This is a genomic window from Sphingomonas plantiphila (assembly GCF_046000505.1).
Taxonomy (GTDB): domain Bacteria; phylum Pseudomonadota; class Alphaproteobacteria; order Sphingomonadales; family Sphingomonadaceae; genus Sphingomonas; species Sphingomonas plantiphila.
This window is the reverse complement of record NZ_JBELQC010000001.1, coordinates 1,512,297-1,531,102: the sequence shown is the minus strand read 5'-3', so window position 1 is coordinate 1,531,102 and position 18,806 is coordinate 1,512,297. Positions and strand designations below refer to the sequence as shown.

General features: G+C 66.6%; 20 protein-coding genes. 15 read left to right on the top strand and 5 right to left on the bottom strand.

What is annotated here, in order from left to right; translation table 11 throughout:
• Positions 1-24 precede the first annotated feature (24 nt).
• The gene (locus ABS767_RS07205) at positions 25-2,928 is read left to right on the top strand and encodes a M16 family metallopeptidase (RefSeq protein WP_408077671.1); all 2,904 of its coding nucleotides are present in this window, start codon (positions 25-27) and stop codon (positions 2,926-2,928) included.
• Positions 2,929-2,979: 51 nt separating this feature from the next.
• Here ABS767_RS07205 and ABS767_RS07200 read toward each other — a convergent pair whose 3' ends face one another.
• Both ABS767_RS07200 and ABS767_RS07195 read right to left on the bottom strand, forming a co-directional pair.
• Positions 2,980-4,779 carry an AMP-dependent synthetase/ligase gene (locus ABS767_RS07200; RefSeq protein WP_408077670.1) on the bottom strand — a complete coding sequence of 600 codons (1,800 nt, stop codon included), beginning with the start codon at positions 4,777-4,779 and terminating at the stop codon, positions 2,980-2,982.
• A gap of 89 nt (positions 4,780-4,868) precedes the next feature.
• Positions 4,869-5,858 (bottom strand): quinone-dependent dihydroorotate dehydrogenase, encoded by a 990-nt coding sequence (locus ABS767_RS07195; protein WP_408078664.1) that lies wholly within the window; start codon positions 5,856-5,858, stop codon positions 4,869-4,871.
• A 104-nt stretch (positions 5,859-5,962) separates the two neighbouring features.
• Between ABS767_RS07195 and ABS767_RS07190 the strand changes: the two genes are divergently transcribed.
• The 11 genes from ABS767_RS07190 to ABS767_RS07140 all read left to right on the top strand — a co-directional run bounded on the left by ABS767_RS07190 (position 5,963) and on the right by ABS767_RS07140 (position 13,615).
• Positions 5,963-6,382 carry an SUF system Fe-S cluster assembly regulator gene (locus ABS767_RS07190; protein ID WP_408077669.1) on the top strand — a complete coding sequence of 140 codons (420 nt, stop codon included), beginning with the start codon at positions 5,963-5,965 and terminating at the stop codon, positions 6,380-6,382.
• The gene (sufB, locus tag ABS767_RS07185) at positions 6,382-7,845 is read left to right on the top strand and encodes a Fe-S cluster assembly protein SufB (protein WP_408077668.1); all 1,464 of its coding nucleotides are present in this window, start codon (positions 6,382-6,384) and stop codon (positions 7,843-7,845) included. Before ABS767_RS07190 ends, sufB begins: the two co-directional genes overlap by 1 nt.
• 37 nt (positions 7,846-7,882) lie before the next feature.
• Entirely contained in the window at positions 7,883-8,470 is a 588-nt protein-coding gene (locus ABS767_RS07180) for a hypothetical protein (protein WP_408077667.1), read from the top strand.
• Positions 8,467-8,949 (top strand): energy transducer TonB, encoded by a 483-nt coding sequence (locus ABS767_RS07175; protein ID WP_408077666.1) that lies wholly within the window; start codon positions 8,467-8,469, stop codon positions 8,947-8,949. The genes ABS767_RS07180 and ABS767_RS07175 overlap by 4 nt, the downstream gene beginning before the upstream one ends.
• 44 nt (positions 8,950-8,993) lie before the next feature.
• Positions 8,994-9,737 (top strand): Fe-S cluster assembly ATPase SufC, encoded by a 744-nt coding sequence (gene sufC / locus ABS767_RS07170; protein WP_408077665.1) that lies wholly within the window; start codon positions 8,994-8,996, stop codon positions 9,735-9,737.
• The gene (locus tag ABS767_RS07165; RefSeq protein WP_408077664.1) at positions 9,734-10,114 is read left to right on the top strand and encodes a hypothetical protein; all 381 of its coding nucleotides are present in this window, start codon (positions 9,734-9,736) and stop codon (positions 10,112-10,114) included. Before sufC ends, ABS767_RS07165 begins: the two co-directional genes overlap by 4 nt.
• Positions 10,111-10,431 (top strand): hypothetical protein, encoded by a 321-nt coding sequence (locus ABS767_RS07160; RefSeq protein WP_408077663.1) that lies wholly within the window; start codon positions 10,111-10,113, stop codon positions 10,429-10,431. The genes ABS767_RS07165 and ABS767_RS07160 overlap by 4 nt, the downstream gene beginning before the upstream one ends.
• Positions 10,428-11,525 carry a SufD family Fe-S cluster assembly protein gene (locus ABS767_RS07155; RefSeq protein ID WP_408077662.1) on the top strand — a complete coding sequence of 366 codons (1,098 nt, stop codon included), beginning with the start codon at positions 10,428-10,430 and terminating at the stop codon, positions 11,523-11,525. The genes ABS767_RS07160 and ABS767_RS07155 overlap by 4 nt, the downstream gene beginning before the upstream one ends.
• 61 nt (positions 11,526-11,586) lie before the next feature.
• Entirely contained in the window at positions 11,587-12,798 is a 1,212-nt protein-coding gene (locus ABS767_RS07150) for a cysteine desulfurase (RefSeq protein WP_408077661.1), read from the top strand.
• Entirely contained in the window at positions 12,795-13,259 is a 465-nt protein-coding gene (locus tag ABS767_RS07145) for an SUF system Fe-S cluster assembly protein (RefSeq protein ID WP_408077660.1), read from the top strand. Before ABS767_RS07150 ends, ABS767_RS07145 begins: the two co-directional genes overlap by 4 nt.
• Positions 13,259-13,615 (top strand): HesB/IscA family protein, encoded by a 357-nt coding sequence (locus tag ABS767_RS07140; RefSeq protein WP_408077659.1) that lies wholly within the window; start codon positions 13,259-13,261, stop codon positions 13,613-13,615. The genes ABS767_RS07145 and ABS767_RS07140 overlap by 1 nt, the downstream gene beginning before the upstream one ends.
• Before the next feature lie 350 nt (positions 13,616-13,965).
• Here the strand turns inward: ABS767_RS07140 and ABS767_RS07135 are convergent, their stop codons facing one another.
• Positions 13,966-14,385 carry a VOC family protein gene (locus ABS767_RS07135; RefSeq protein ID WP_408077658.1) on the bottom strand — a complete coding sequence of 140 codons (420 nt, stop codon included), beginning with the start codon at positions 14,383-14,385 and terminating at the stop codon, positions 13,966-13,968.
• A complete protein-coding gene (locus ABS767_RS07130; RefSeq protein ID WP_408077657.1) occupies positions 14,385-15,380 on the bottom strand; it encodes a 2-hydroxyacid dehydrogenase in 996 nt (331 codons plus the stop codon). Before ABS767_RS07130 ends, ABS767_RS07135 begins: the two co-directional genes overlap by 1 nt.
• Positions 15,381-15,477: 97 nt before the next feature.
• Between ABS767_RS07130 and ABS767_RS07125 the strand changes: the two genes are divergently transcribed.
• Positions 15,478-15,966: an SH3 domain-containing protein gene (locus tag ABS767_RS07125; protein ID WP_408077656.1), complete on the top strand. Its 489-nt coding sequence runs from the start codon at positions 15,478-15,480 to the stop codon at positions 15,964-15,966.
• Between the two features lie 43 nt (positions 15,967-16,009).
• Complete coding sequence (locus ABS767_RS07120; protein WP_408077655.1) at positions 16,010-16,606, top strand: DUF4145 domain-containing protein; 597 nt, start codon at positions 16,010-16,012, stop codon at positions 16,604-16,606.
• A 562-nt stretch (positions 16,607-17,168) separates the two neighbouring features.
• On the opposite strand, the gene ABS767_RS07115 is transcribed toward ABS767_RS07120, so the two are convergent.
• Complete coding sequence (locus ABS767_RS07115; protein WP_408077654.1) at positions 17,169-18,356, bottom strand: acetyl-CoA C-acyltransferase; 1,188 nt, start codon at positions 18,354-18,356, stop codon at positions 17,169-17,171.
• Between the two features lie 86 nt (positions 18,357-18,442).
• Here ABS767_RS07115 and ABS767_RS07110 point away from each other — a divergent pair, with 86 nt between their 5' ends.
• On the top strand, positions 18,443-18,697 hold the full coding sequence (locus ABS767_RS07110) for a hypothetical protein (protein WP_408077653.1): 255 nt from the start codon (positions 18,443-18,445) through the stop codon (positions 18,695-18,697).
• Positions 18,698-18,806 lie beyond the last annotated feature (109 nt).

The window sequence follows — 18,806 nt, the reverse complement described above, 5'->3', positions numbered from 1 at the left end:
GCGAGACGCGCTAAGCTTTGCGCGATGGCATTGTTCCCCCGCGTTAGGCCGCTCGCCCTTCCCCTCCTGCTGATCGCCGCTGCGCTGCCTGCCCTCGGGCAGAGCACCGCGCCGACACCGGCCCCCGCCGCCGCGCCGACCGTCGCGGTCGACAAGACGCCCTGGCTCTACAAGGGCAGCGACATTGCGCACGATCCCGAATGGCGCTTCGGCACGCTGCCCAACGGGTTGCGCTACGCGGTGCGCAAGAACGGCGTACCCCCCGGCCAGGTCGCGGTGCGGCTGCGCATGGATGTCGGATCGCTGATGGAACAGGAGTCGGAAAAGGGCTTTGCCCACCTTCTCGAGCACCTGTCCTTCCGCGGCTCGTCGAAGATCCCCGACGGCGAATCGAAGCGCGTGTGGCAGCGTCTCGGCGTCACCTTCGGTTCGGACAGCAACGCCAGCACCACGCCGCTGTCGACGACCTACAAGCTCGATCTGCCCGATGCGAACGAGCGCAGCCTGGACCAGTCGCTGTTCATCCTCGCCGACATGATGGCGGCGCCCGCGATCACGCCCGCGATGCTCACGGCCGAGCGTCCCGTGGTGCTAGCCGAGCAGCGCGAGCGGCTCCGGCCGGAGGTGCGCTTCGAAGAGGCGCAGCGCCAGCTGCTGTTCGCCGGACAGCTTTTCGCCGACCGCCCGGTCATCGGCACCGTGGAAACGCTGAACGGCGCGACCGCCGAAACGGTCAAGGCGTTCCATCAGCGCTGGTACCGGCCCGAACGCGCGACGCTGATCATCGTCGGCGATCTCGATCCCGAGCTGTTCGAACGGCTGATCGTCAAGAATTTCGCAGACTGGAAGGGCGAAGGCCCCAATCCCAAAACTCCCGATTTCGGCAAGCCCGACCCGGACAAGCCCAACAGCGCGGCGATCGTCGAGCCGACCCTGCCCCCCGTCGTATCGATGTCGGTGATCCGCCCCTGGACCGTGTTCGAGGACACGGTGAAGTTCAATCAGGAACGGATGGTCGATTTCGTCGCGGTCCGCATCATCAACCGGCGGCTGGAACGCCGCGCGCGCGCCGGATCGAGCTATATCGGCGCCAGCGCCGACCTGTCCGACGCGATCCGATCGGCCAATGTCACCGCGATCCAGGTGCTTCCGCTCGGCGAGGATTGGGAAACCGCGGTCAAGGACGTGCGTGCGGTGATCGCCGACGCGCTTACCAATCCGCCGACGCAGGTCGAGATCGACCGCGAGGTGACCGAAATCGAATCGCAGATGCGCAATTCGATCGCGACTGCGCCGGTGATGGCGGGGTCGCGCCGCGCGGACAATCTGGTCGAGGCGATCGACATCAACGAGGTGGTGACGAGCGAGCAGACCAGCTACGACATCCTCAAGGGTGCGATCGATAAGAAGATGTTCACGCCCGATCGCGTCCTCGCCTCGACCCGCCGGGTGCTGCAGGGCGTCGCGACCCGCGCGATCATCACCACGCGTGCGCCCGACGCGAATGTGCAGACCAAGCTGGCCGCCGCGCTGGAGGCGGATGTCTCGTCGCTCGCCGGCGCCCGTTCCGCTGCGCGCAAGGTGACGTTCGACGCGCTGCCAAAGCTCGGTACCCCGGGCAAGGTGGCATCGCGCTCGGTCGCCGTCACCGAACCCCGGATCGAACAGGTACGCTATTCCAACGGCGTCACCGGCCTGTTCTTCCGCAACGAGGGCGAGGTCGGGCGCGTCTATGTCAGCGTCCGCTTCGGTCGCGGGATGCAGGCGCTGCCGTCCGATCGCCAGACCCCGGCCTGGGCCGCCAATCTCGCGCTGCTCGCCGGCGGGATCGGCGACCTCGGGCAGGAGGAGATCGATCAGCTGACGGGCGACCGCCAGATTTCGATGGACTTCGGCATCGACGACGACGCCTTCGTGCTGGCGGGCCAGACCTCGCCGGCTGACCTGCAGGATCAGCTGCGCCTGCTCGCGGCAAAGCTCGCGGCTCCGGGATGGGACCCCAAGCCCATTGCGCGCGCGCGCGCCATAGCGATTTCCGGCTATGCCGCGCAATCGGCGACCCCGGACGCGGTGATCGGCGGCGAGCTCGAGCGCGCGCTGCGCGATGGCGATCCGCGCTGGGGAATGCCCGACCTTGAGGAGATCGAAGCGCTGAACGCCAAGGACTTCCGCGCCTTCTGGGAGCCGTTGCTGGCCACGGGCCCGATCGAGGTGCAGGTGTTCGGCGATATCGATGTCGAAAAGGCGATCGAGGCGGTTCGCACCAGCTTCGGCGCGATGAAGCCGCGCCGCGCCTCGCGCATCGTCTCGGCGGCGGTGCGCTTCCCCGACCATGTCGAAACGCCGGTCGTGCTGCGGCATACCGGCCAGGCCGATCAGGCCGCAGCGGTGATCGCATGGCAGGCCGGCGGCGGCGCGGTTAATATCGGCGAGGGGCGCAAGCTCGAGATCCTCGCGGCGGTCATGCGCGACCGCATTCTCGACCGTATCCGCTCGGGCGAAGGCGTCAGCTATTCGCCGACGGTCATCAGCCAGTGGCCGGTCGGCCAGCCGGGCGGCGGGCGCGTCATCGCACTCACGCTGCTGCCCCCCGACAAGACCGATCTGTTCATCAAGGTCGCGCGTGAGATCGCCGCCGACCTGATCGCCAAGCCGATCGAGTTCGACGAGCTGCGCCGCGCCATCGTACCGACCGCGCAGATGGTATCGCGCCGCGCGACGGGCAATCCGTTCTGGATGCAGCAGACCGAGGGCGGGACGCTCGACCCGCGCCGCCTCGCCGCTATCCCCTCGATCGGCATCGACTATGTCCGCACGACACCGCAGGAGCTGCAGGCGCTTGCCGTCAAATATCTCGGCCCCGACAAGGACTGGACGATGGTCGTGCTGCCCGAAGACAAGGCTCCGACCGGCACCGCAGGGCGCTGACGTCCGCCAGCCGCCGACCCGGCGCTTCGCCGGGCGGCGGGCTGCAGCGTGCTATTGCTTGTACAGCGCGTCCATCCGCTGCCCATAGACCTCGCGCAGGACGTGGCGCCGGATCTTGAGGCTCGGCGTCAGCTGCTGGTTCTCGATCGTGAACGGCTCGTCCGCCAGGATGAAGCGACGCACCCGCTCGATCACCGACAATTCCTTGTTCACCCGCTCGACCGCAGCGCCTACCGCCGCACGATAGTCATGGTCCTCGCGCAGCGCGGCAAGATCGCATTTCGCGCCGTTCTTCGCGCACCATTCCTGCGTCCATTCGGGATCGGGCACGATCACTGCGGTCATGTATGGTTTGCGGTCGCCCGCGATCATCGCCTGCATGATCTCGGGCTGCAGCGTCAGCATCCCCTCGACCTTTTGCGGCGCGACATTGTCGCCCTTGTCGTTGACGATGATGTCCTTCTTGCGATCGGTGATCTTGATCCGGCCCTTCTCGTCGATCAGGCCGATATCGCCGGTGTGCAGCCAGCCGTCCTTGAGCACGCGGGCGGTCTCCGCCTCGTTGCGCCAATATCCGTGCATCACCAGTTCGCCGCGCACCAGGATTTCGCCATCCTCGGCGATGCGCACCTCGACGCCCGGCAGCGGCGGGCCGACCGTGTCGTGCTTCAGCCCCGCCTTGGGCCGGTTGCAGCTGATCACCGGAGCCGCCTCGGTCTGGCCATAGCCCTGAAGGAAGGTGATGCCGAGGCTTTCGAAGAACACCCCCACCTCGGGGTTGAGCGGCGCGCCGCCGGAGACCATCGCCTTGATCCGCCCGCCGAACTTCTTCGCCAGCTTCGGCTTGAGCGTGCGACCCAGGAACAGGCTCATCGGCAGATCGAGTACCGAACTCGTTCCGGACGCCTTCTTGCCGCCGATCGAAACCGCGCGGTCGAGCAGATAATTGGCGAACTTGCCCTGCTTCTCGACCTGTTTGGAAATGCGCGTGCGCAGCACTTCGAACAGGCGCGGGACGACGACCATCAGCGTCGGGCGCACCTCCTCGATATTGGAGGCAAGCTTGTCGAGCCCTTCGGAATAATAGATCTGCGCGCCCAGCCCGACCGGGAAATGCTGGCCGCCGGTATGCTCATAGGCGTGGCTGAGCGGCAGGAACGACAGGAACACCTCGTCCTCCCACCCGAAATCCTCGCTGATGATCTCGCAACAGCCCTCGACGTTGGTCAGGATCGCGCCGTGATGCTGCATCACGCCGCGCGGCGATCCGCCGGTGCCGCTGGTATAGATGATGCACGCCAGATCCTCGCGCCGCATCCGCGCCGCCGCCTGCTCGGCCGCGCCGAGATCCGCCGGATTGGCTGCGATCAGCGCGTTCCAGTCATGAAACTCGATAGCGCCGGACTGGCCCATCCGCATGTCCTCGATCCCGATCACCGTGTGGCCGGTGCTGCCGACCGTCCGCAGCACCGCGGGAAGCAGCGTCTTGGCGAGCTTGGCATTGGACACGATCGTCATGCACGCGCCCGAATTGTCTATGATGTGCTGGTGATCGCGCTCGGTATTCGTGGTGTAGGTCGGCACGGTCACGCCGCCTGCCGCCATGATCGCCAGGTCGCTGATGCACCATTCGGGGCGGTTCTCGCTGACCAGCATCACGCGGTCGCCGGGCGACAGGCCCAGCTTCTTGAGCGCTGCGGCGAGGCTCGCGACCTGGCGCGCCGCTTCGGCCCAGCTGGTCGGGTGCCATTTGCCGCCCGATTTCGCCCACAGGAACGGCGCATCGCCCTTTTCCCGCGCGCGGGTGAAGAACATCGAAACCAGATTGTCGAACTTTTCGAGCTTGCGCATCCTGACCCTAACTCCTGTGGCGCGGATCCGTGCCCGCGCGCATCGCGACGAACCCTAGCGCGACGGTCTCCAAGCGCAATGCCGCTACGTCAAAGTCGTTTGAGGATGCGCCGCACCAGCCCCGGCCCCTCGAACACCAGCGCCGAATAGAGCTGCACCATCGCCGCCCCCGCATCGAGCCGCGCCCGCGCCTCGTCCGCGCTGTCGATCCCGCCCACTGCGATCACCGGCAGCGCCCCGTCGACGATCTCCAGTGCCTCGGCAAGCTTCGCCCGCGCCAGCACCGCCAGCGGCCGCCCCGACAGCCCGCCCGCCTCTTCCGCCAGAGGCGAGCGCAGCGTGTCGGATCGCGAGATGGTGGTGTTGCCGACGATCAGCGCGTCGATCCCGGCATCGATCGCCGCGGCGACTACCCCCTCCATCCCGGCGCGGTCGAGATCGGGTGCGACCTTGAGGAACAGTGGCACCCGGCGGTCCGCCAGCATCCGCGCCGCGCTCGACGCCGCGAGCAGCTCGTCGAGAGCCGGTCGCGACTGCAGATCGCGCAGCCCCGGCGTGTTGGGCGAACTCACATTGATCGTCACATAATCGGCATGCGGCGCCACCTTGGCTACGCCCAGCGCATAGTCCGCCACCCGGTCATCACTGTCCTTGTTCGCGCCGACATTGATGCCAAGCACGCCCGGGCGGCGCGCGGCCTGCACCCGCTCGATCGCCGCATCGATCCCGCCATTGTTGAACCCCATGCGATTGACCACCGCGCGGTCCTCGACCAGCCGGAACAGCCGTGGCTTGGGATTGCCCGCCTGCGGGCGCGGGGTCAGCGATCCGATCTCGACGCTGCCGAACCCCAGCCCCATCAGCCCGTCGATCGCCTCGCCATCCTTGTCGAGTCCTGCGGCCAGCCCGACCGGATTGGGGAATTCGACGCCGGCGATCGTCACCGGCCGCACGCGCGGGATATCCCGGATCGGCGGCCCTGCCGGCCCTTGCGCCAGCGCCAGCGCGCGGACGGCCAGCCGATGCGCGCGCTCGGCATCGAGGGTGAAGATGAGCGGCTTCAGCAAGTCGTAGAGCATGACCGCCCCATAGGACGACGGGTTGACGAACGCTACGACCAAGCCCATCTGCCCAATCGGAACGAATCATTCCGATTTGAGAACCATTCGCAACGAAGGACCCGATGCGGCTCTCCGCTCAAGCCGATTATGCCGTCGTGATGCTCTCCGCCGCCGCACGCCATTGTGGCGTCAGCGGGCGGCTGAATGCGACGCTGCTGGCGGACGAGACCGGCCTGCCGCTGCCCACGGTGCAGAAGCTCGTCAGCCGCCTGTCTTCCGCGGGCCTGATCGAAAGCGCGCGCGGCACCGGCGGCGGCTTCCGCCTCGCCCGCCCGCCCGCGACGATCACGCTGGCCGATATCGTCGAGGCGATCGAAGGCCCGATCGCGCTGACCGCCTGCGTCGAGGGCGGCAAGCAGGATTGCTGCATCGAACAGAGCTGCCGCGTGAAGCCGCACTGGAACACCGTCAACGCTTCGGTTCGCCGCGCGCTCGCGGGCGTCACCCTCGCCTCCCTCTCCTCCCAACCGGTACCCGCATAATGGCCACCAAGAACGCAGAGGCGATCGCCGCCGCCAACAAGAAGTACGAGTGGGGTTTCTCCTCGGACATCGAACAGGACTTCGCGCCCAAGGGGTTGAGCGAAGAAACGGTGCGCTTCATCTCGGCCAAGAAGAACGAGCCGGAATGGATGCTCGATTGGCGGCTCAGGGCCTATCGCCACTGGCTGACGATGACCGCGCCCGACTGGGCGAAGCTCGACATCGATCCGATCGACTATCAGGACGCGTACTATTACGCCGAGCCCAAGGCGAAGCCGAAGCTCGACAGCCTGGATCAGGTGGATCCCGAGATCCTGCGCGTCTACGAGAAGCTCGGCATCCCGATCGAGGAGCAGAAGGTGCTCGCGGGCGTCGAGGGCGCGCGCAAGGTCGCGGTCGACGCGGTGTTCGACAGCGTCAGCGTCGCCACCACCTTCCGCAAGGAGCTCGAAGCCGCCGGCGTCATCTTCCGCTCGATCAGCGAAGCGATCCGCGAATATCCCGAGCTGGTGAAGAAGTGGCTGGGCAAGGTCGTGCCGATGCACGACAATTATTTCGCCGCCCTCAACTGCGCGGTCTTCTCCGACGGCACCTTCGTCTACATCCCTGAGGGCGTGCGCTGCCCGATGGAGCTGAGCACCTATTTCCGCATCAATGCCGAAAATACCGGCCAGTTCGAACGCACGCTGATCGTCGCCGACAAGGGCGCCTATGTCAGCTATCTCGAAGGCTGCACCGCGCCGATGCGCGACGAGAACCAGCTCCACGCCGCCGTGGTCGAACTGGTCGCGCTCGACGATGCCGAGATCAAATACTCGACCGTGCAGAACTGGTATCCCGGCGACGAGAACGGCAAGGGCGGCATCTACAATTTCGTGACCAAGCGCGCGCTGTGTCAGGGCCGCAACTCCAAGGTCAGCTGGACCCAGGTCGAAACCGGCAGCGCGATCACCTGGAAATACCCCAGCTGCGTGCTCAACGGCGAAAACAGCGTCGGCGAATTCTATTCGGTCGCGGTCACCAACAACCGCCAACAGGCCGATACCGGCACCAAGATGATCCACAACGGCAAGGGGTCGCGCTCGACGATCATCTCCAAGGGGATCAGCGCGGGACGCAGCGACAACACCTATCGCGGCCTCGTCCGCGTCGCGCCCGGCGCGGAAAATGTCCGTAACTTCACCCAGTGCGATAGCCTGTTGCTCGGCTCCGAGTGCGGCGCGCACACCGTGCCCTATATCGAAGTCAGGAACCCTTCAGCTCAGATCGAGCATGAAGCGACCACGAGCAAGATCAGCGAGGACCAGCTGTTCTACGCGATGCAACGTGGCCTCGATCAGGAAGCGGCGGTCGCGCTGATCGTCAACGGCTTCGCCAAGGAGGTGCTGCAGCAGCTCCCGATGGAATTCGCGGTAGAAGCGCAGAAACTGCTCGGGATTTCGCTCGAAGGGAGCGTGGGGTGAACGCAACTGGTCGATAGCAGCAGAAGAGGAGTGTGAGATGACGATCCGTTCGATAGCATTCACGGTGCTGATGTCCGCAGGATTGATGAGCCCGGCTGCACAGGCGCAGCCGCGTTCGACCGCGATCGCGCCGTTCGCCTATCTCAACGCCGCCTGCCTGATCGATCCGTCGGAACCCGATTTCGACACGCGTGCCCGGCAATGCGAGACGCAGCACGCCGCGATGATTCAGGAGGCAGAGCCGATCATCCGCCGCTATTCGCCCGCCAGTGTCCTGCGCCTGACCCGCCGGATGGACGAAATGTTCGTCCGCCAGGAAAAGGAAGCAGGACTTCAGACGCGGCGCGACGAGGTCGTCACCGTCGCCTATGCGGCCCATCTCCGCTGCATTGGCAAGGCGATGCTGGCCGACCGTTACTTCCTCAAGGGCGACGGGTTCGACCTCAACCGCGTCAAGGCTGCATGTCCGGAGACGCGCGCTGCGATCGTCGCCGCGCGCGACAGCGACGCGGAGCGGCGATCGTTCAAATATCTGCGCGCCATCGAAACCGGCCGCTGGGCCCAAAGCTTCCGGACGATCGAATTTTCGCCGTCGACCGGCATACCGGCGCTGCTCATCCCGTGATCGCCTTGGCCGTCCTGATGCTGGCCGCTCAGCAGGCCGCGCCCGCGGTGGAAGACGTCGAGGAAGTCGTCGTCACCGCGCGGGTCGGCCGCGTCGCGCTGATTTTCGATCGCGCGCCGGACGGCAAGCTCGTCAACTGCCGCGTCTTCGTGTCGAGCGGGACCAAGCGGGTGGACGACCAGGCCTGTACCTCACTCCCCGATTGCCTCACCTCGACCGCGGGCCGCGAATATTGCGGCGGTACCGGCTCCGGCCTCACCGCGGTGGCACCCAAGCTGATGCCGACGCCCGAGCCCAAGTTCGGGCTGGGCAAGCTGCTAACGCCCGAGCCGCCCAAGACTCCCGCTGTCGGCCCGGTCGTTACGGGCAAGGAAGACGAAGACCCCAACCGGCTCGGCAAGCTGCCGCCCCCGCCAAAGGACGAAAGTGGCACCCCGGCGATCACGCTCGGTCCGATGCCGAAAACCGACCCCAAATGACCGTGCGTCGCACGATCCTCACACGAATTTGACCGCAGGACATCATGCTCGAAATCACCAACCTCCACGCCGAAATCGACGGCAAGCCGATCCTCAAGGGCCTGTCGCTCACCGTGAATGCGGGCGAAGTGCATGCGATCATGGGCCCCAATGGCGCGGGCAAGTCGACGCTCGGCTATGTGCTCGGCGGTCGTCCCGGCTATGAAGTGACCGACGGCAGCGTGACCTTCGCCGGGCAGGACCTGCTCGACCTCGAACCGCATGCGCGCGCCGCCGCGGGCCTGTTCCTCGGCTTCCAGTATCCGGTCGAAATCCCCGGCGTGTCCAACCTTCAGTTCCTGCGCGAAAGCCTCAACAGCCAGCGCCGCGCGCGCGGCGAAGCGCCGCTGTCGGGCGGCGAGTTCCTCAAGCTCGCCCGCGCGCAGGCCGCCGCGCTCGAAATGGACGCCGAGATGCTCAAGCGCCCGGTCAATGTCGGCTTCTCGGGCGGCGAGAAGAAGCGCAACGAGATGGTGCAGATGGGCGTGCTCGATCCCAAATTCGCCATCCTCGACGAAACCGACAGCGGGCTCGACATCGACGCGCTGCGCATCGTCGGCGACGGCATCAACCGCATCATGCGCGCGCCCGACAAGTCGGTGCTGCTGATCACCCACTATCAGCGGCTGCTCGACTATGTGAAGCCCGACGCGGTCCACATCCTCGCCGATGGCCGCATCGTGAAGTCGGGCGGCCCCGAGCTGGCGCTCGAGCTCGAGCGCGAAGGCTATGCGCAGGTGGCGGCATGATTGCGGCGATGCTGCTTGCCATGGCGGTCCAGACGCCGGCGCCGGCGACCGCCGCGACGCCGGAGGACAGCGAAATCGTCGTGATCGGCCGCCAGCTGCGCAGCTGGCGCGGCACCTGGCGCCTGCGCGACGGCAAGGTGGCGTGCAAGACCACCAAATCGACGGGCGATGAAGCGGTCGACCGCATCGGCTGCCAGGCGATGATCGCGTGCATCGCGCCCAAGATCGCGACGATCGACGCCATCGCCACCGAGACCAAGGACAAGGCGACGTTTCAGACCCGGCTAAACACGGTGATCCAGGCGCAAACCCCCTGCTTCGAAGCCGAGCGCAACCAGGGCATCGCCAGCCTCGCCGCGACGCGGGGCAGCAAGTGATCGTCGCCCCGCTCACGCTCGCCCTCGGCCTCGCCGCGCCAGCACAGGCTGCGCCGCTGACCGAGCAGGAAATCCTCGTGATCGGTCGGCGTCTGCAAGCCGTCTCGGTCAATGTCGGCCGTGATGCCAAGGGCCGCTGGCAGTGCGGCCTCACCGGCAGCACCGGTTATCCGAAGCTCGACGACCGGCTGTGCCGCGCGACGACCAAATGCGTGCAGAAGGGCAAGTCCGACGACAGCGCGGTCCGGGCCTGTGTCGCGAAGACCAAGCCCGGCCTGATCGCCGAACTGCGCAAGCGCGCGAAGGGGGCGAAATGACCCAGGGCCTCGTTTTCGATGCGCCCCGCACCGAAGACTGGCGCTGGTTCGACGCCGCGCCGCTCGATGCGATCGCCGCCAGCCCGCGCGGGTCCGCACCGGACGTCGCGCATCTCTGGCTCGATCTCCCCGGCCCGCGCCTGCTGTTCGTCGACGGCGCGCTCGACGCGCAGGCGAGCGCGCCCGGCCCGGTCGAGATTTCCGCCGCACCGATCAAGACGCGCGCGAACCCCTATTCGGAAGCGGCGTGCGCCGGCGCAGAGGCGGGCTATGTCCTGTATCTCAAGGCGCGGGCGGCGCTCGACGGCCCGATCCAGGTGATCCACGTCACCACCGGCGGCGTCGCACACCTGTCGAACAAGATCGTGATGATGGCCGATTCGGTCGCATCGCTGGTCGAAACGCATGTCGGCCCCGGCTGGAGCAACGCGAACCTCTGGGTCGAACTGGCCGAGGGCGCGCGGCTGATGCGCGCGGTCCGCATCCTCAAGCAGGACGGCGCGCATACCGACTATGCCGCCGCGACCATCGGCAAGGCCGCAAGCTTCACCAGCACCGCGCTCGTCACCGGCTGCCGCACCGCGCGGATCGAGGCACAGATGATCCTCGCCGGCGAAGGCGCCTATGGCGAAGCGGGCGGCGCCCTGCTCACGCGCGGCGGCGAGACGGTCGATTCCGCCACCGTCGCCGATCACGCGCTGCCCGAGGGGACCAGCCGCCAGATCTGGCGCGCGGTCGCAGCCGACACCTCGACCGCGAGCATCGCCTCGCGCGCCGAGGTCCGCCGCGATGCGCAGAAGACCGACGGCGAACAGTCGCTGCGCGGCCTGCTGCTCAAGCGCACAGCGACGGTGAATCTGAAGCCCGAACTGGAAATCTTTGCCGACGATGTGAAGTGCGCGCACGGCGCTACGGTCGGCGAGCTCGACGCCAGGGCGCTGTTCTACCTCCAGTCGCGCGGTATCCCCGAGGCGCAAGCAAAGGCGCTGCTCACCCGCGCATTCGTCGCGGATGCGATCGACCGGATCGGCGAGGACGCGGTACGCGAAGCCTTCGCCGCGGATGCCGACGCGTGGCTGGAGGCGGCACTATGAACATGCTCCACGCCCGCCGTTCCCCTGCGAAAGCAGGGGAACAACTCCAGGGTCGCCGGCTATGAGAACGCTCACCGCCACCGCCCCCCTCGACCTGCTCGCCGATTTCCCGGCGATCCCGGCGGGCTGGGCCTATCTCGACACCGCCGCGACTGCGCAGAAGCCGCAACCCGTGATCGACGCGATCACGCGCGGCTACGCGCAGGATTACGCCACCGTCCATCGCGGCGTGTACCAGCGCTCGGCCGACATGACGCTTGCCTATGAAGCCGCACGCCGCCGCGTCGCATCCTTCATCGGCGGGCGCGAGGACGAGGTGGTGTTCGTGCGCGGCGCGACCGAGGGCATCAACCTCGTCGCGCAGTGCTGGGCGATCCCCAACCTCCAGCCCGGCGACCGCATCCTGCTCAGCCAGCTCGAGCATCACAGCAACATCGTCCCCTGGCAGATGGCGGCGGAGCGGACCGGCGCGATCATCGACGTGGTGCCGCTCACCGACGATCACCGCATTGATCTCGACGCGATGGCCGCAATGCTGACCGAACGGCACAAGCTGGTCGCGCTCGCGCATGTCTCGAACGTGCTCGGCTCGATCCTCGACGTGCAGCGCGCCACCGAACTCGCCCACAGCATCGGCGCCAAGATCCTGATCGACGGCTGCCAGGCGGCGCCGCGCCTGCCGGTCGACGTCGCCGAACTCGGCTGCGATTTCTACGTCTTCTCGGGGCACAAGCTCTATGGCCCGACCGGCATCGGCGTTCTGTGGGGCCGCCATGCCCTGCTCGACGCGATGCCCCCATGGCAGGGCGGCGGATCGATGATCGACCGCGTGACCTTCGAACAGACGACCTACGCTCCCGTTCCGGGCCGGTTCGAGGCGGGCACCCCGCACATCATCGGCGTCACCGGCCTCCATGCCGCGATCGACTATGTTGACGCGATCGGCCTCGACCGCATCCATGCGCACGAAACCGCCCTGGTGAACAAGGCTCGCGACGCGCTGTCCGGCCTCAACAGCGTCCGCCTGTTCGGCCCGGCCGACAGCGCCGGTATCGTCAGTTTCGCGGTCGAGGGGGTTCATCCCCACGACGTCGCCACCATATTGGACGAGGGCAATGTCGCGATCCGCGCCGGGCATCACTGCGCGCAGCCGCTGATGGACAGCCTCGGCGTCACCGCCACCGCACGCGCCAGCTTCGGCGTCTATAATGGCGCGTCGGACATCGACGCGCTGGTCAAGGGAATCGAAAGAGTGACGAGGATCTTCGGATGAACGAAGAACGCAGGATCGAAGTCGAAGAGGTCGAGGCGGTCGCCGCCCCGCCGCGTGCGCGCGTCGAGGATGCCCGCGAAACCTTCGAGCGCAAGCGCGACTATCTGGAGGGCTTCCTCGCGCAAAAGCCCGCCGACGTCCCCGCCGGACAGCCCGGCGGCGCGACCTATGACGCGATCATCGATGCGTTGAAGGACATTTTCGACCCCGAGATTCCGGTCAACATCTACGACCTCGGCCTGATCTACAATGTCGAGGTGACTGACGCCGGCCATGCCGTGGTGACGATGACGCTCACCACCCCGCACTGCCCGGTCGCCGAATCGATGCCGGGCGAAGTCGAACTGCGCGTCGGCGCCGTACCCGGCGTCGGCCATGCCGAGGTCAACCTCGTCTGGGACCCGCCCTGGGATCCGGCGAAGATGAGCGACGAAGCTCGGCTCGAACTGGGGATGCTGTGATGAGCGAAGTGAAGACCCGTGCCCGCCCGGCCGCGATCCTCCTGACCCCCGCGTCGGAAGCGCGCATCGCAACGCTGATGGCGAAAGCGCCGGAGGGGGCAATCGGGGTCAAGCTGTCGACCCCCCGCCGCGGCTGCTCGGGCCTCGCCTATTCGGTCGATTACGTCACCGCCGCCAACCCGATGGACGAGCGCATCGACACCCCAGGCGGCACGTTGTTCGTCGACGGCGGCTCGATCCTCTATCTGATCGGATCGACGATGGACTGGGTCGAAGACGATTTCACCGCCGGCTTCGTATTCAACAACCCCAACGCCAAGGGCGCCTGCGGCTGCGGCGAGAGCTTCACTGTCTGACGAAGCCCCCAGGTCCAACGCGACCCGCAACGCCGCCATCGCGGCGACGGTGCTGCTCGCCCCCGGCGGGTTCATCCTCGGCGGCATCCTGATCGCCCGCGCGCTCAAGAAGCGGCGCGAGGCAAAGGAGGCGGACGCGGTCAACCAATCATAATCAATGACCGGATTTAAGTGGGCCGCGGTTCTATCCCACTTCGTCATGCTGAACTTGTTTGAGCATCCACTCTTCCACCTGCTCCTCGGTTGCTTGCGCAGAGGTGGATCCTGAAACAAGTTCAGGATGACGGCGTAAAAGGACGGATCGGTCCGCAATTGGGTCGCGCGGCGACGGGCAACCTTGCTGGATACGCCTAGACCGCGAACAACTGCCCGATATCCCGAAACGCCTTGAACTCCAGCGCATTGCCTGCCGGATCGTAGAAGAACATCGTCGCCTGCTCGCCGGGTTTCCCCGCGAACCGGATATGCGGTTCGATCACGAAGTCGGTCCCTGCCGCCTTCACCCGATCCGCCAGCGCGTGCCATTCGTCCCAATCGAGCACCAGCCCGAAATGCGGCACCGGCACCGCGTCGCCATCGACCGCGTTGCGCAGCCGCACGCCGGCGCCCTCACCCTTGTGCAGCACCAACTGATGCCCGCGCAGGTCGAAATCGATCCAGTGCCCCTTGTCCTCGCGCCCCTGCGGACAGCCGAGCAGATCGCCGTAAAATGCGCGCCCCGCCTCCAGATCGTCGACCGGAATCGCCAGGTGAAAGCGCGGCATCGGCATCACATCCATCCTTCCAGCACCTGATCGGGGGGCCGGTGTCCATCGGCCCAGAAGCGGATATTGGCGATCACCTTGTCGCCCGTCGCCAGCCGCCCCTCCAGCGTCGCCGATCCCATATGCGGGGTCATCACCACATTGGGCAGCGCCAGCAGCCGCGGGTCGATCCGCGGCTCGAACCGCCATACGTCCAGCCCCGCCCCGGCCAGCCGACCGCCCTCCAGCGCGTCGATCATCGCCTCTTCGTCGACGATTCCCCCGCGCGATGCGTTGATCAGATAGACATGGCTGCCGAGCAGCGCGATCCGCCGCGCATCGATCAGGTCGCGGCTGTCGTCGTTGAGTGGGGTGTGGATCGTCAGGATGTCGATCTGCCCCAGCATCGCATCGAGATCGGCATGCCAGGTCGCGCCCAGCTCGCCCTCGACCAGCTCGGGCAGGCGGTGGCGGTTGTGATAATGGATCGACAGGCCGAACGCCCGCGCGCGCCGCGCCACCGCTTGGCCGATCCGCCCCATGCCGACGATGCCCAGCTTCTTGCCGCCGATGCGGTGCCCCAGCATCCCGCCCGGCGACCAGCCCGTCCATTGGCCCGATCGCACCAGCTTCTCGCCCTCCGCCAGCCGCCGCGGCACCGCGACGATCAGCGCCATCGCCATGTCGGCGGTATCCTCGGTCAGCACGCCCGGCGTGTTGGTGACGACGATTCCGCGCGCCCGCGCCGCCTTCAGGTCGATATGGTTCACGCCAGCGCCGAAATTGGCGATCAGCTTCAGCCGCTCGCCCGCCGCGGCGATCAGGTCGCCGTCGATCGTGTCGGTTACGGTCGGCACCAGCACGTCGCAATCCTGGATCGCCGCGATCAGCGCGTCACGCTCCATCCCCGCGTCGACCGGATTGAGCGCCGTGTCGAACAGCTCGACCATCCGCTGCTCGACCGCATCGGGGAGCTTGCGGGTGACGATCACGCGGGGGCGGGCGACGCGCGGCTGTGCCATGCCGGATCGCTTGGCCCCGCCACGCGCGCACGTCAACGGTTGATGCGGACGCATCGCGCCCTCTAAGGTCTCGTCGATCCGGACTTTGGGGGATTCGATGCAGTTGCGTGTGGTTCTGGCGGCGTTGGTCACGCTTGCGCTCGGCGTGTGCGCGATCGGCGACGCCTGGGCGCAGCAGCGCAAGCCGCCCTATTATGCGTCGATCTCGGCGGGCAAGGCACGCATGCGCACCGGCCCGGGCCGCAACTATCCCGCCAGCTGGCTCTATGTCCGCGCCGATCTGCCGATCAAGGTGATCGAGGTGTATAACGACTGGCGCAAGGTCGAGGACCCGGACGGCACCCAGGGCTGGATGCTCGTCTCGCTTCTCTCCGCCACCCGCACCGGCATGGTCGTCGGATCGGTGCTGGAAATGCGCGATAGCCCGCGCTTTTCGGGCAAGGTCAACTGGCGCGCTGCCCCCGGCGTGGTCGGCCGCATCAGCAAGTGCAGCCGCGGCTGGTGCTGGTTCGACGTCCGCGGCCGCGGCGGTTATGTCGAACAGAACCGCATCTGGGGCACCGAGCCGGGCGAGGAAGTGCCCTGAGGGGTGTGGTAATTGAATGACCCAGCAAACTAGGGATCACGTTATGAGTTGGCTGGAGTTCGTGGCGTCAATGACGGGCTCTCTTGCATGGCCGCTCGCCGCCGTGGTCATTGCTGCCATTTTTCGTAATCAGATCGGCAGCCTCCTCCGGCGGCTGAATGAACTTGGCTGGGGTGACGCGAAGGCGAAATTTGCGAAGGAGTTGGACAAAGCTGAAGAGACCGCGGGAACGCTTCCTCCACCTCCGCCGAAGCCAGAGGTAGAGCACTATCCTGCTCTACCGTCACCGGTCTCGGCCGAGCAGGAACGCTTCGATAAATTGTTGGCGATTTCGCCGAGTGCAGCGGTCGTTGATGCTTGGCAGGCGGTAGAGGCGGCGATCAGGGTGCTCGCAACTAAACACGGCATTGCCTCATCCTCATTTCCGAACCCACCTGCGTGGATACGGGAGCTCAACAAGGCCGGGCATCTGCCAATGAGCGTGGTGACGTTGGTCAACGAGTTAAGGAAAACGCGCAATGTCGCGGCCCATAGCGACGAGGTGTCGGTGAGCGACGCCATTCGTTTCCGCGAACTCGCAGAGCGCGCGCTGGCGGTGCTCATCACTTTTCAGGAATCAGAGGACACCCACCAGAGTTAAGACTTTTTCGGCAGGGGTTGACCGTTTTATACCCACAATCGGGCATTCAGTCTCTGTGACTAAAACGGTCATTGATGGGTTCAAAACCTAATCCGAAAAAATCCTGTCATCCCGGCCTTGTGCCGGGATCCACCGCGCGGCGATCGCGAAGATTCAGGTTCAAGCGCAGCGCGGGCGGCGACGTGGAACCCGGCACAAAGCCGCGATGACCGCCGACGTGGCAGCGTCCGCGACAAACGCCTTTCCTACAACGCCCCCGATCGCGCATATACTGGTCGATGCGCACATCCCTGCCCCGGTCGACTCCGACGCCCCCGCCGCAGCACCGGCGCGGCGACGCGTCGGTGCCGCATGGGTGCCAAGGCGATGGCGCATCCCTGTCCGCTACATGCCCCGCACCTGTCGCGTGGCAGTCGCGTCAGTGTCGCGCGGGCGACACCCGACGGTCGCGTTACTGTCGCGTGAGCGGCGCGTGCATGTCCCGTCCCGGGCGTCTTCCCGTCGCGTCGCAGTCGCGATTCCCGAAAACCCCTTCAAAAACGTCAGGATCGTCGGACGCCTGTCAGTCAATCAGCTCCAGCGCCACCGCAGTCGCCTCACCGCCGCCGATGCACAGCGAGGCCATCCCGCGCTTCTGCCCGCTATTCTGCAGCGCCGCGAGCAAGGTCGCCATGATCCGCGCGCCGCTCGCCCCGATCGGATGCCCCATCGCGCAGGCGCCGCCGTTGACGTTGAGCACGTCGTGCGGAATGCCGAGGTCGCGCATTGCGATCATCGCGACCACCGCGAACGCCTCGTTCACCTCGAACAGGTCGACGTCGCCGATGCTCCACCCGGCCTTGTCCAACGCCTTCTGCATCGCGAACACCGGCGCCGTCGTGAAGCGCGCCGGGGCATGGGCATGACCGGCATGCGAGACGACCCGCGCGATCGGCGTCAGGCCCAATTTCTCGGCGACCGACAGCCGGGTCATCACGAGCGCCGCCGCGCCGTCGGAGATGGACGAGGCATTGGCTGCGGTGATCGTCCCGTCCTTGGCAAAGGCGGCCTTCAGCGTGGGGATTTTGGCGGGATCGCCCTTGGACGGCTGTTCGTCGACCGCGACCGTCACCACACCCTTGCGCGTCTTGACCTCGACCGGAACGATCTCGCGATCGAACGCACCGGATCGCTGCGCCTGCTGCGCCCGCGTCAGGCTGGCGATGGCGTAGTCGTCCTGGGCTTCGCGGGTGAACTGGTATTCGGTCGCGATCTCCTCGGCAAAGGTGCCCATCGCGCGACCGGGCTCATAGGCATCTTCCAGCCCGTCGAGGAACATATGGTCGAACAACCGGTCATGCCCGATCCGCGCGCCGCTGCGATGCTTCATCGAAAGATACGGGGCGTTGGTCATGCTCTCCAGCCCGCCGGCGATGATCAGATCGGCCGACCCCGCCGCCAGCGCGTCCGACGCCATGATCGCCGCCTGCATGCCCGATCCGCACATTTTGTTGACCGTCGTCGCCTCGATATGCTCGGGCAGCCCCGCACGGATCGCCGCCTGCCGCGCCGGCGCCTGTCCCAGCCCAGCGGGCAGGACGCAGCCCATATAGATGCGTTCGATCGCCTCGCCCTTGAGGCCAGCGCGCTCCACCGCCGCGCCGACCGCGGTCGCGCCCAGCTCGGTCGCGGTCACGTCGGACAGCGCGCCCTGCATGCTCCCCATCGGGGTGCGGGCATAGGAAACGATAACGACGGGGTCGGTGGACATGAAAGCCTCTCCGGGAGTTTGCGTTGCGGGCGATCTAGGCTTGTGCCCCCACAAATGCAAAAGCCGCACATGCAAAGGGAGCGACGATGGAACTGCTCGACATCCTCAAATGGTTCGCCTCGATCAGCGGCATCATCGCCGCCTTCATGGTCAGCCTCGACAATGGCCGCCGCGTCACCGGATGGGGCTTCGCACTGTTCGTAGCCTCCAGCATCGCCTGGATCAGCGGCGCGCTGATCCAGGGGGAGGAAGCGCTGCTGTCCCAGAACCTCGTGCTGTTCGGTATCAATATCTTCGGCGTCTATCGCTATCTGATCCGGAAGAAGGCGGTCGATGCATAGGGACACCGCATTCCTCCCCTGCTCCGCAGGGGAGGGGGACCAGCCGCAGGCTGGTGGAGGGGCCGCCGAGCGTAGCACGGCGGTGTTCCACCGCCGCCCCTCCACCATC

Excerpts from the sequence above, each read along its gene's own strand:
- ABS767_RS07205 (WP_408077671.1), top strand. The coding sequence starts at position 25 with ATGGCATTGTTCCCCCGCGTTAGGCCGCTCGCCCTTCCCCTCCTGCTG.
- ABS767_RS07200 (WP_408077670.1), bottom strand. The coding sequence starts at position 4,779 with ATGCGCAAGCTCGAAAAGTTCGACAATCTGGTTTCGATGTTCTTCACC.
- ABS767_RS07195 (WP_408078664.1), bottom strand. The coding sequence starts at position 5,858 with ATGCTCTACGACTTGCTGAAGCCGCTCATCTTCACCCTCGATGCCGAG.
- ABS767_RS07190 (WP_408077669.1), top strand. The coding sequence starts at position 5,963 with ATGCGGCTCTCCGCTCAAGCCGATTATGCCGTCGTGATGCTCTCCGCC.
- sufB (WP_408077668.1), top strand. The coding sequence starts at position 6,382 with ATGGCCACCAAGAACGCAGAGGCGATCGCCGCCGCCAACAAGAAGTAC.
- ABS767_RS07180 (WP_408077667.1), top strand. The coding sequence starts at position 7,883 with ATGACGATCCGTTCGATAGCATTCACGGTGCTGATGTCCGCAGGATTG.
- sufC (WP_408077665.1), top strand. The coding sequence starts at position 8,994 with ATGCTCGAAATCACCAACCTCCACGCCGAAATCGACGGCAAGCCGATC.
- ABS767_RS07165 (WP_408077664.1), top strand. The coding sequence starts at position 9,734 with ATGATTGCGGCGATGCTGCTTGCCATGGCGGTCCAGACGCCGGCGCCG.
- ABS767_RS07155 (WP_408077662.1), top strand. The coding sequence starts at position 10,428 with ATGACCCAGGGCCTCGTTTTCGATGCGCCCCGCACCGAAGACTGGCGC.
- ABS767_RS07150 (WP_408077661.1), top strand. The coding sequence starts at position 11,587 with ATGAGAACGCTCACCGCCACCGCCCCCCTCGACCTGCTCGCCGATTTC.
- ABS767_RS07145 (WP_408077660.1), top strand. The coding sequence starts at position 12,795 with ATGAACGAAGAACGCAGGATCGAAGTCGAAGAGGTCGAGGCGGTCGCC.
- ABS767_RS07140 (WP_408077659.1), top strand. The coding sequence starts at position 13,259 with ATGAGCGAAGTGAAGACCCGTGCCCGCCCGGCCGCGATCCTCCTGACC.
- ABS767_RS07135 (WP_408077658.1), bottom strand. The coding sequence starts at position 14,385 with ATGCCGATGCCGCGCTTTCACCTGGCGATTCCGGTCGACGATCTGGAG.
- ABS767_RS07130 (WP_408077657.1), bottom strand. The coding sequence starts at position 15,380 with ATGGCACAGCCGCGCGTCGCCCGCCCCCGCGTGATCGTCACCCGCAAG.
- ABS767_RS07125 (WP_408077656.1), top strand. The coding sequence starts at position 15,478 with ATGCAGTTGCGTGTGGTTCTGGCGGCGTTGGTCACGCTTGCGCTCGGC.
- ABS767_RS07120 (WP_408077655.1), top strand. The coding sequence starts at position 16,010 with ATGAGTTGGCTGGAGTTCGTGGCGTCAATGACGGGCTCTCTTGCATGG.
- ABS767_RS07115 (WP_408077654.1), bottom strand. The coding sequence starts at position 18,356 with ATGTCCACCGACCCCGTCGTTATCGTTTCCTATGCCCGCACCCCGATG.
- ABS767_RS07110 (WP_408077653.1), top strand. The coding sequence starts at position 18,443 with ATGGAACTGCTCGACATCCTCAAATGGTTCGCCTCGATCAGCGGCATC.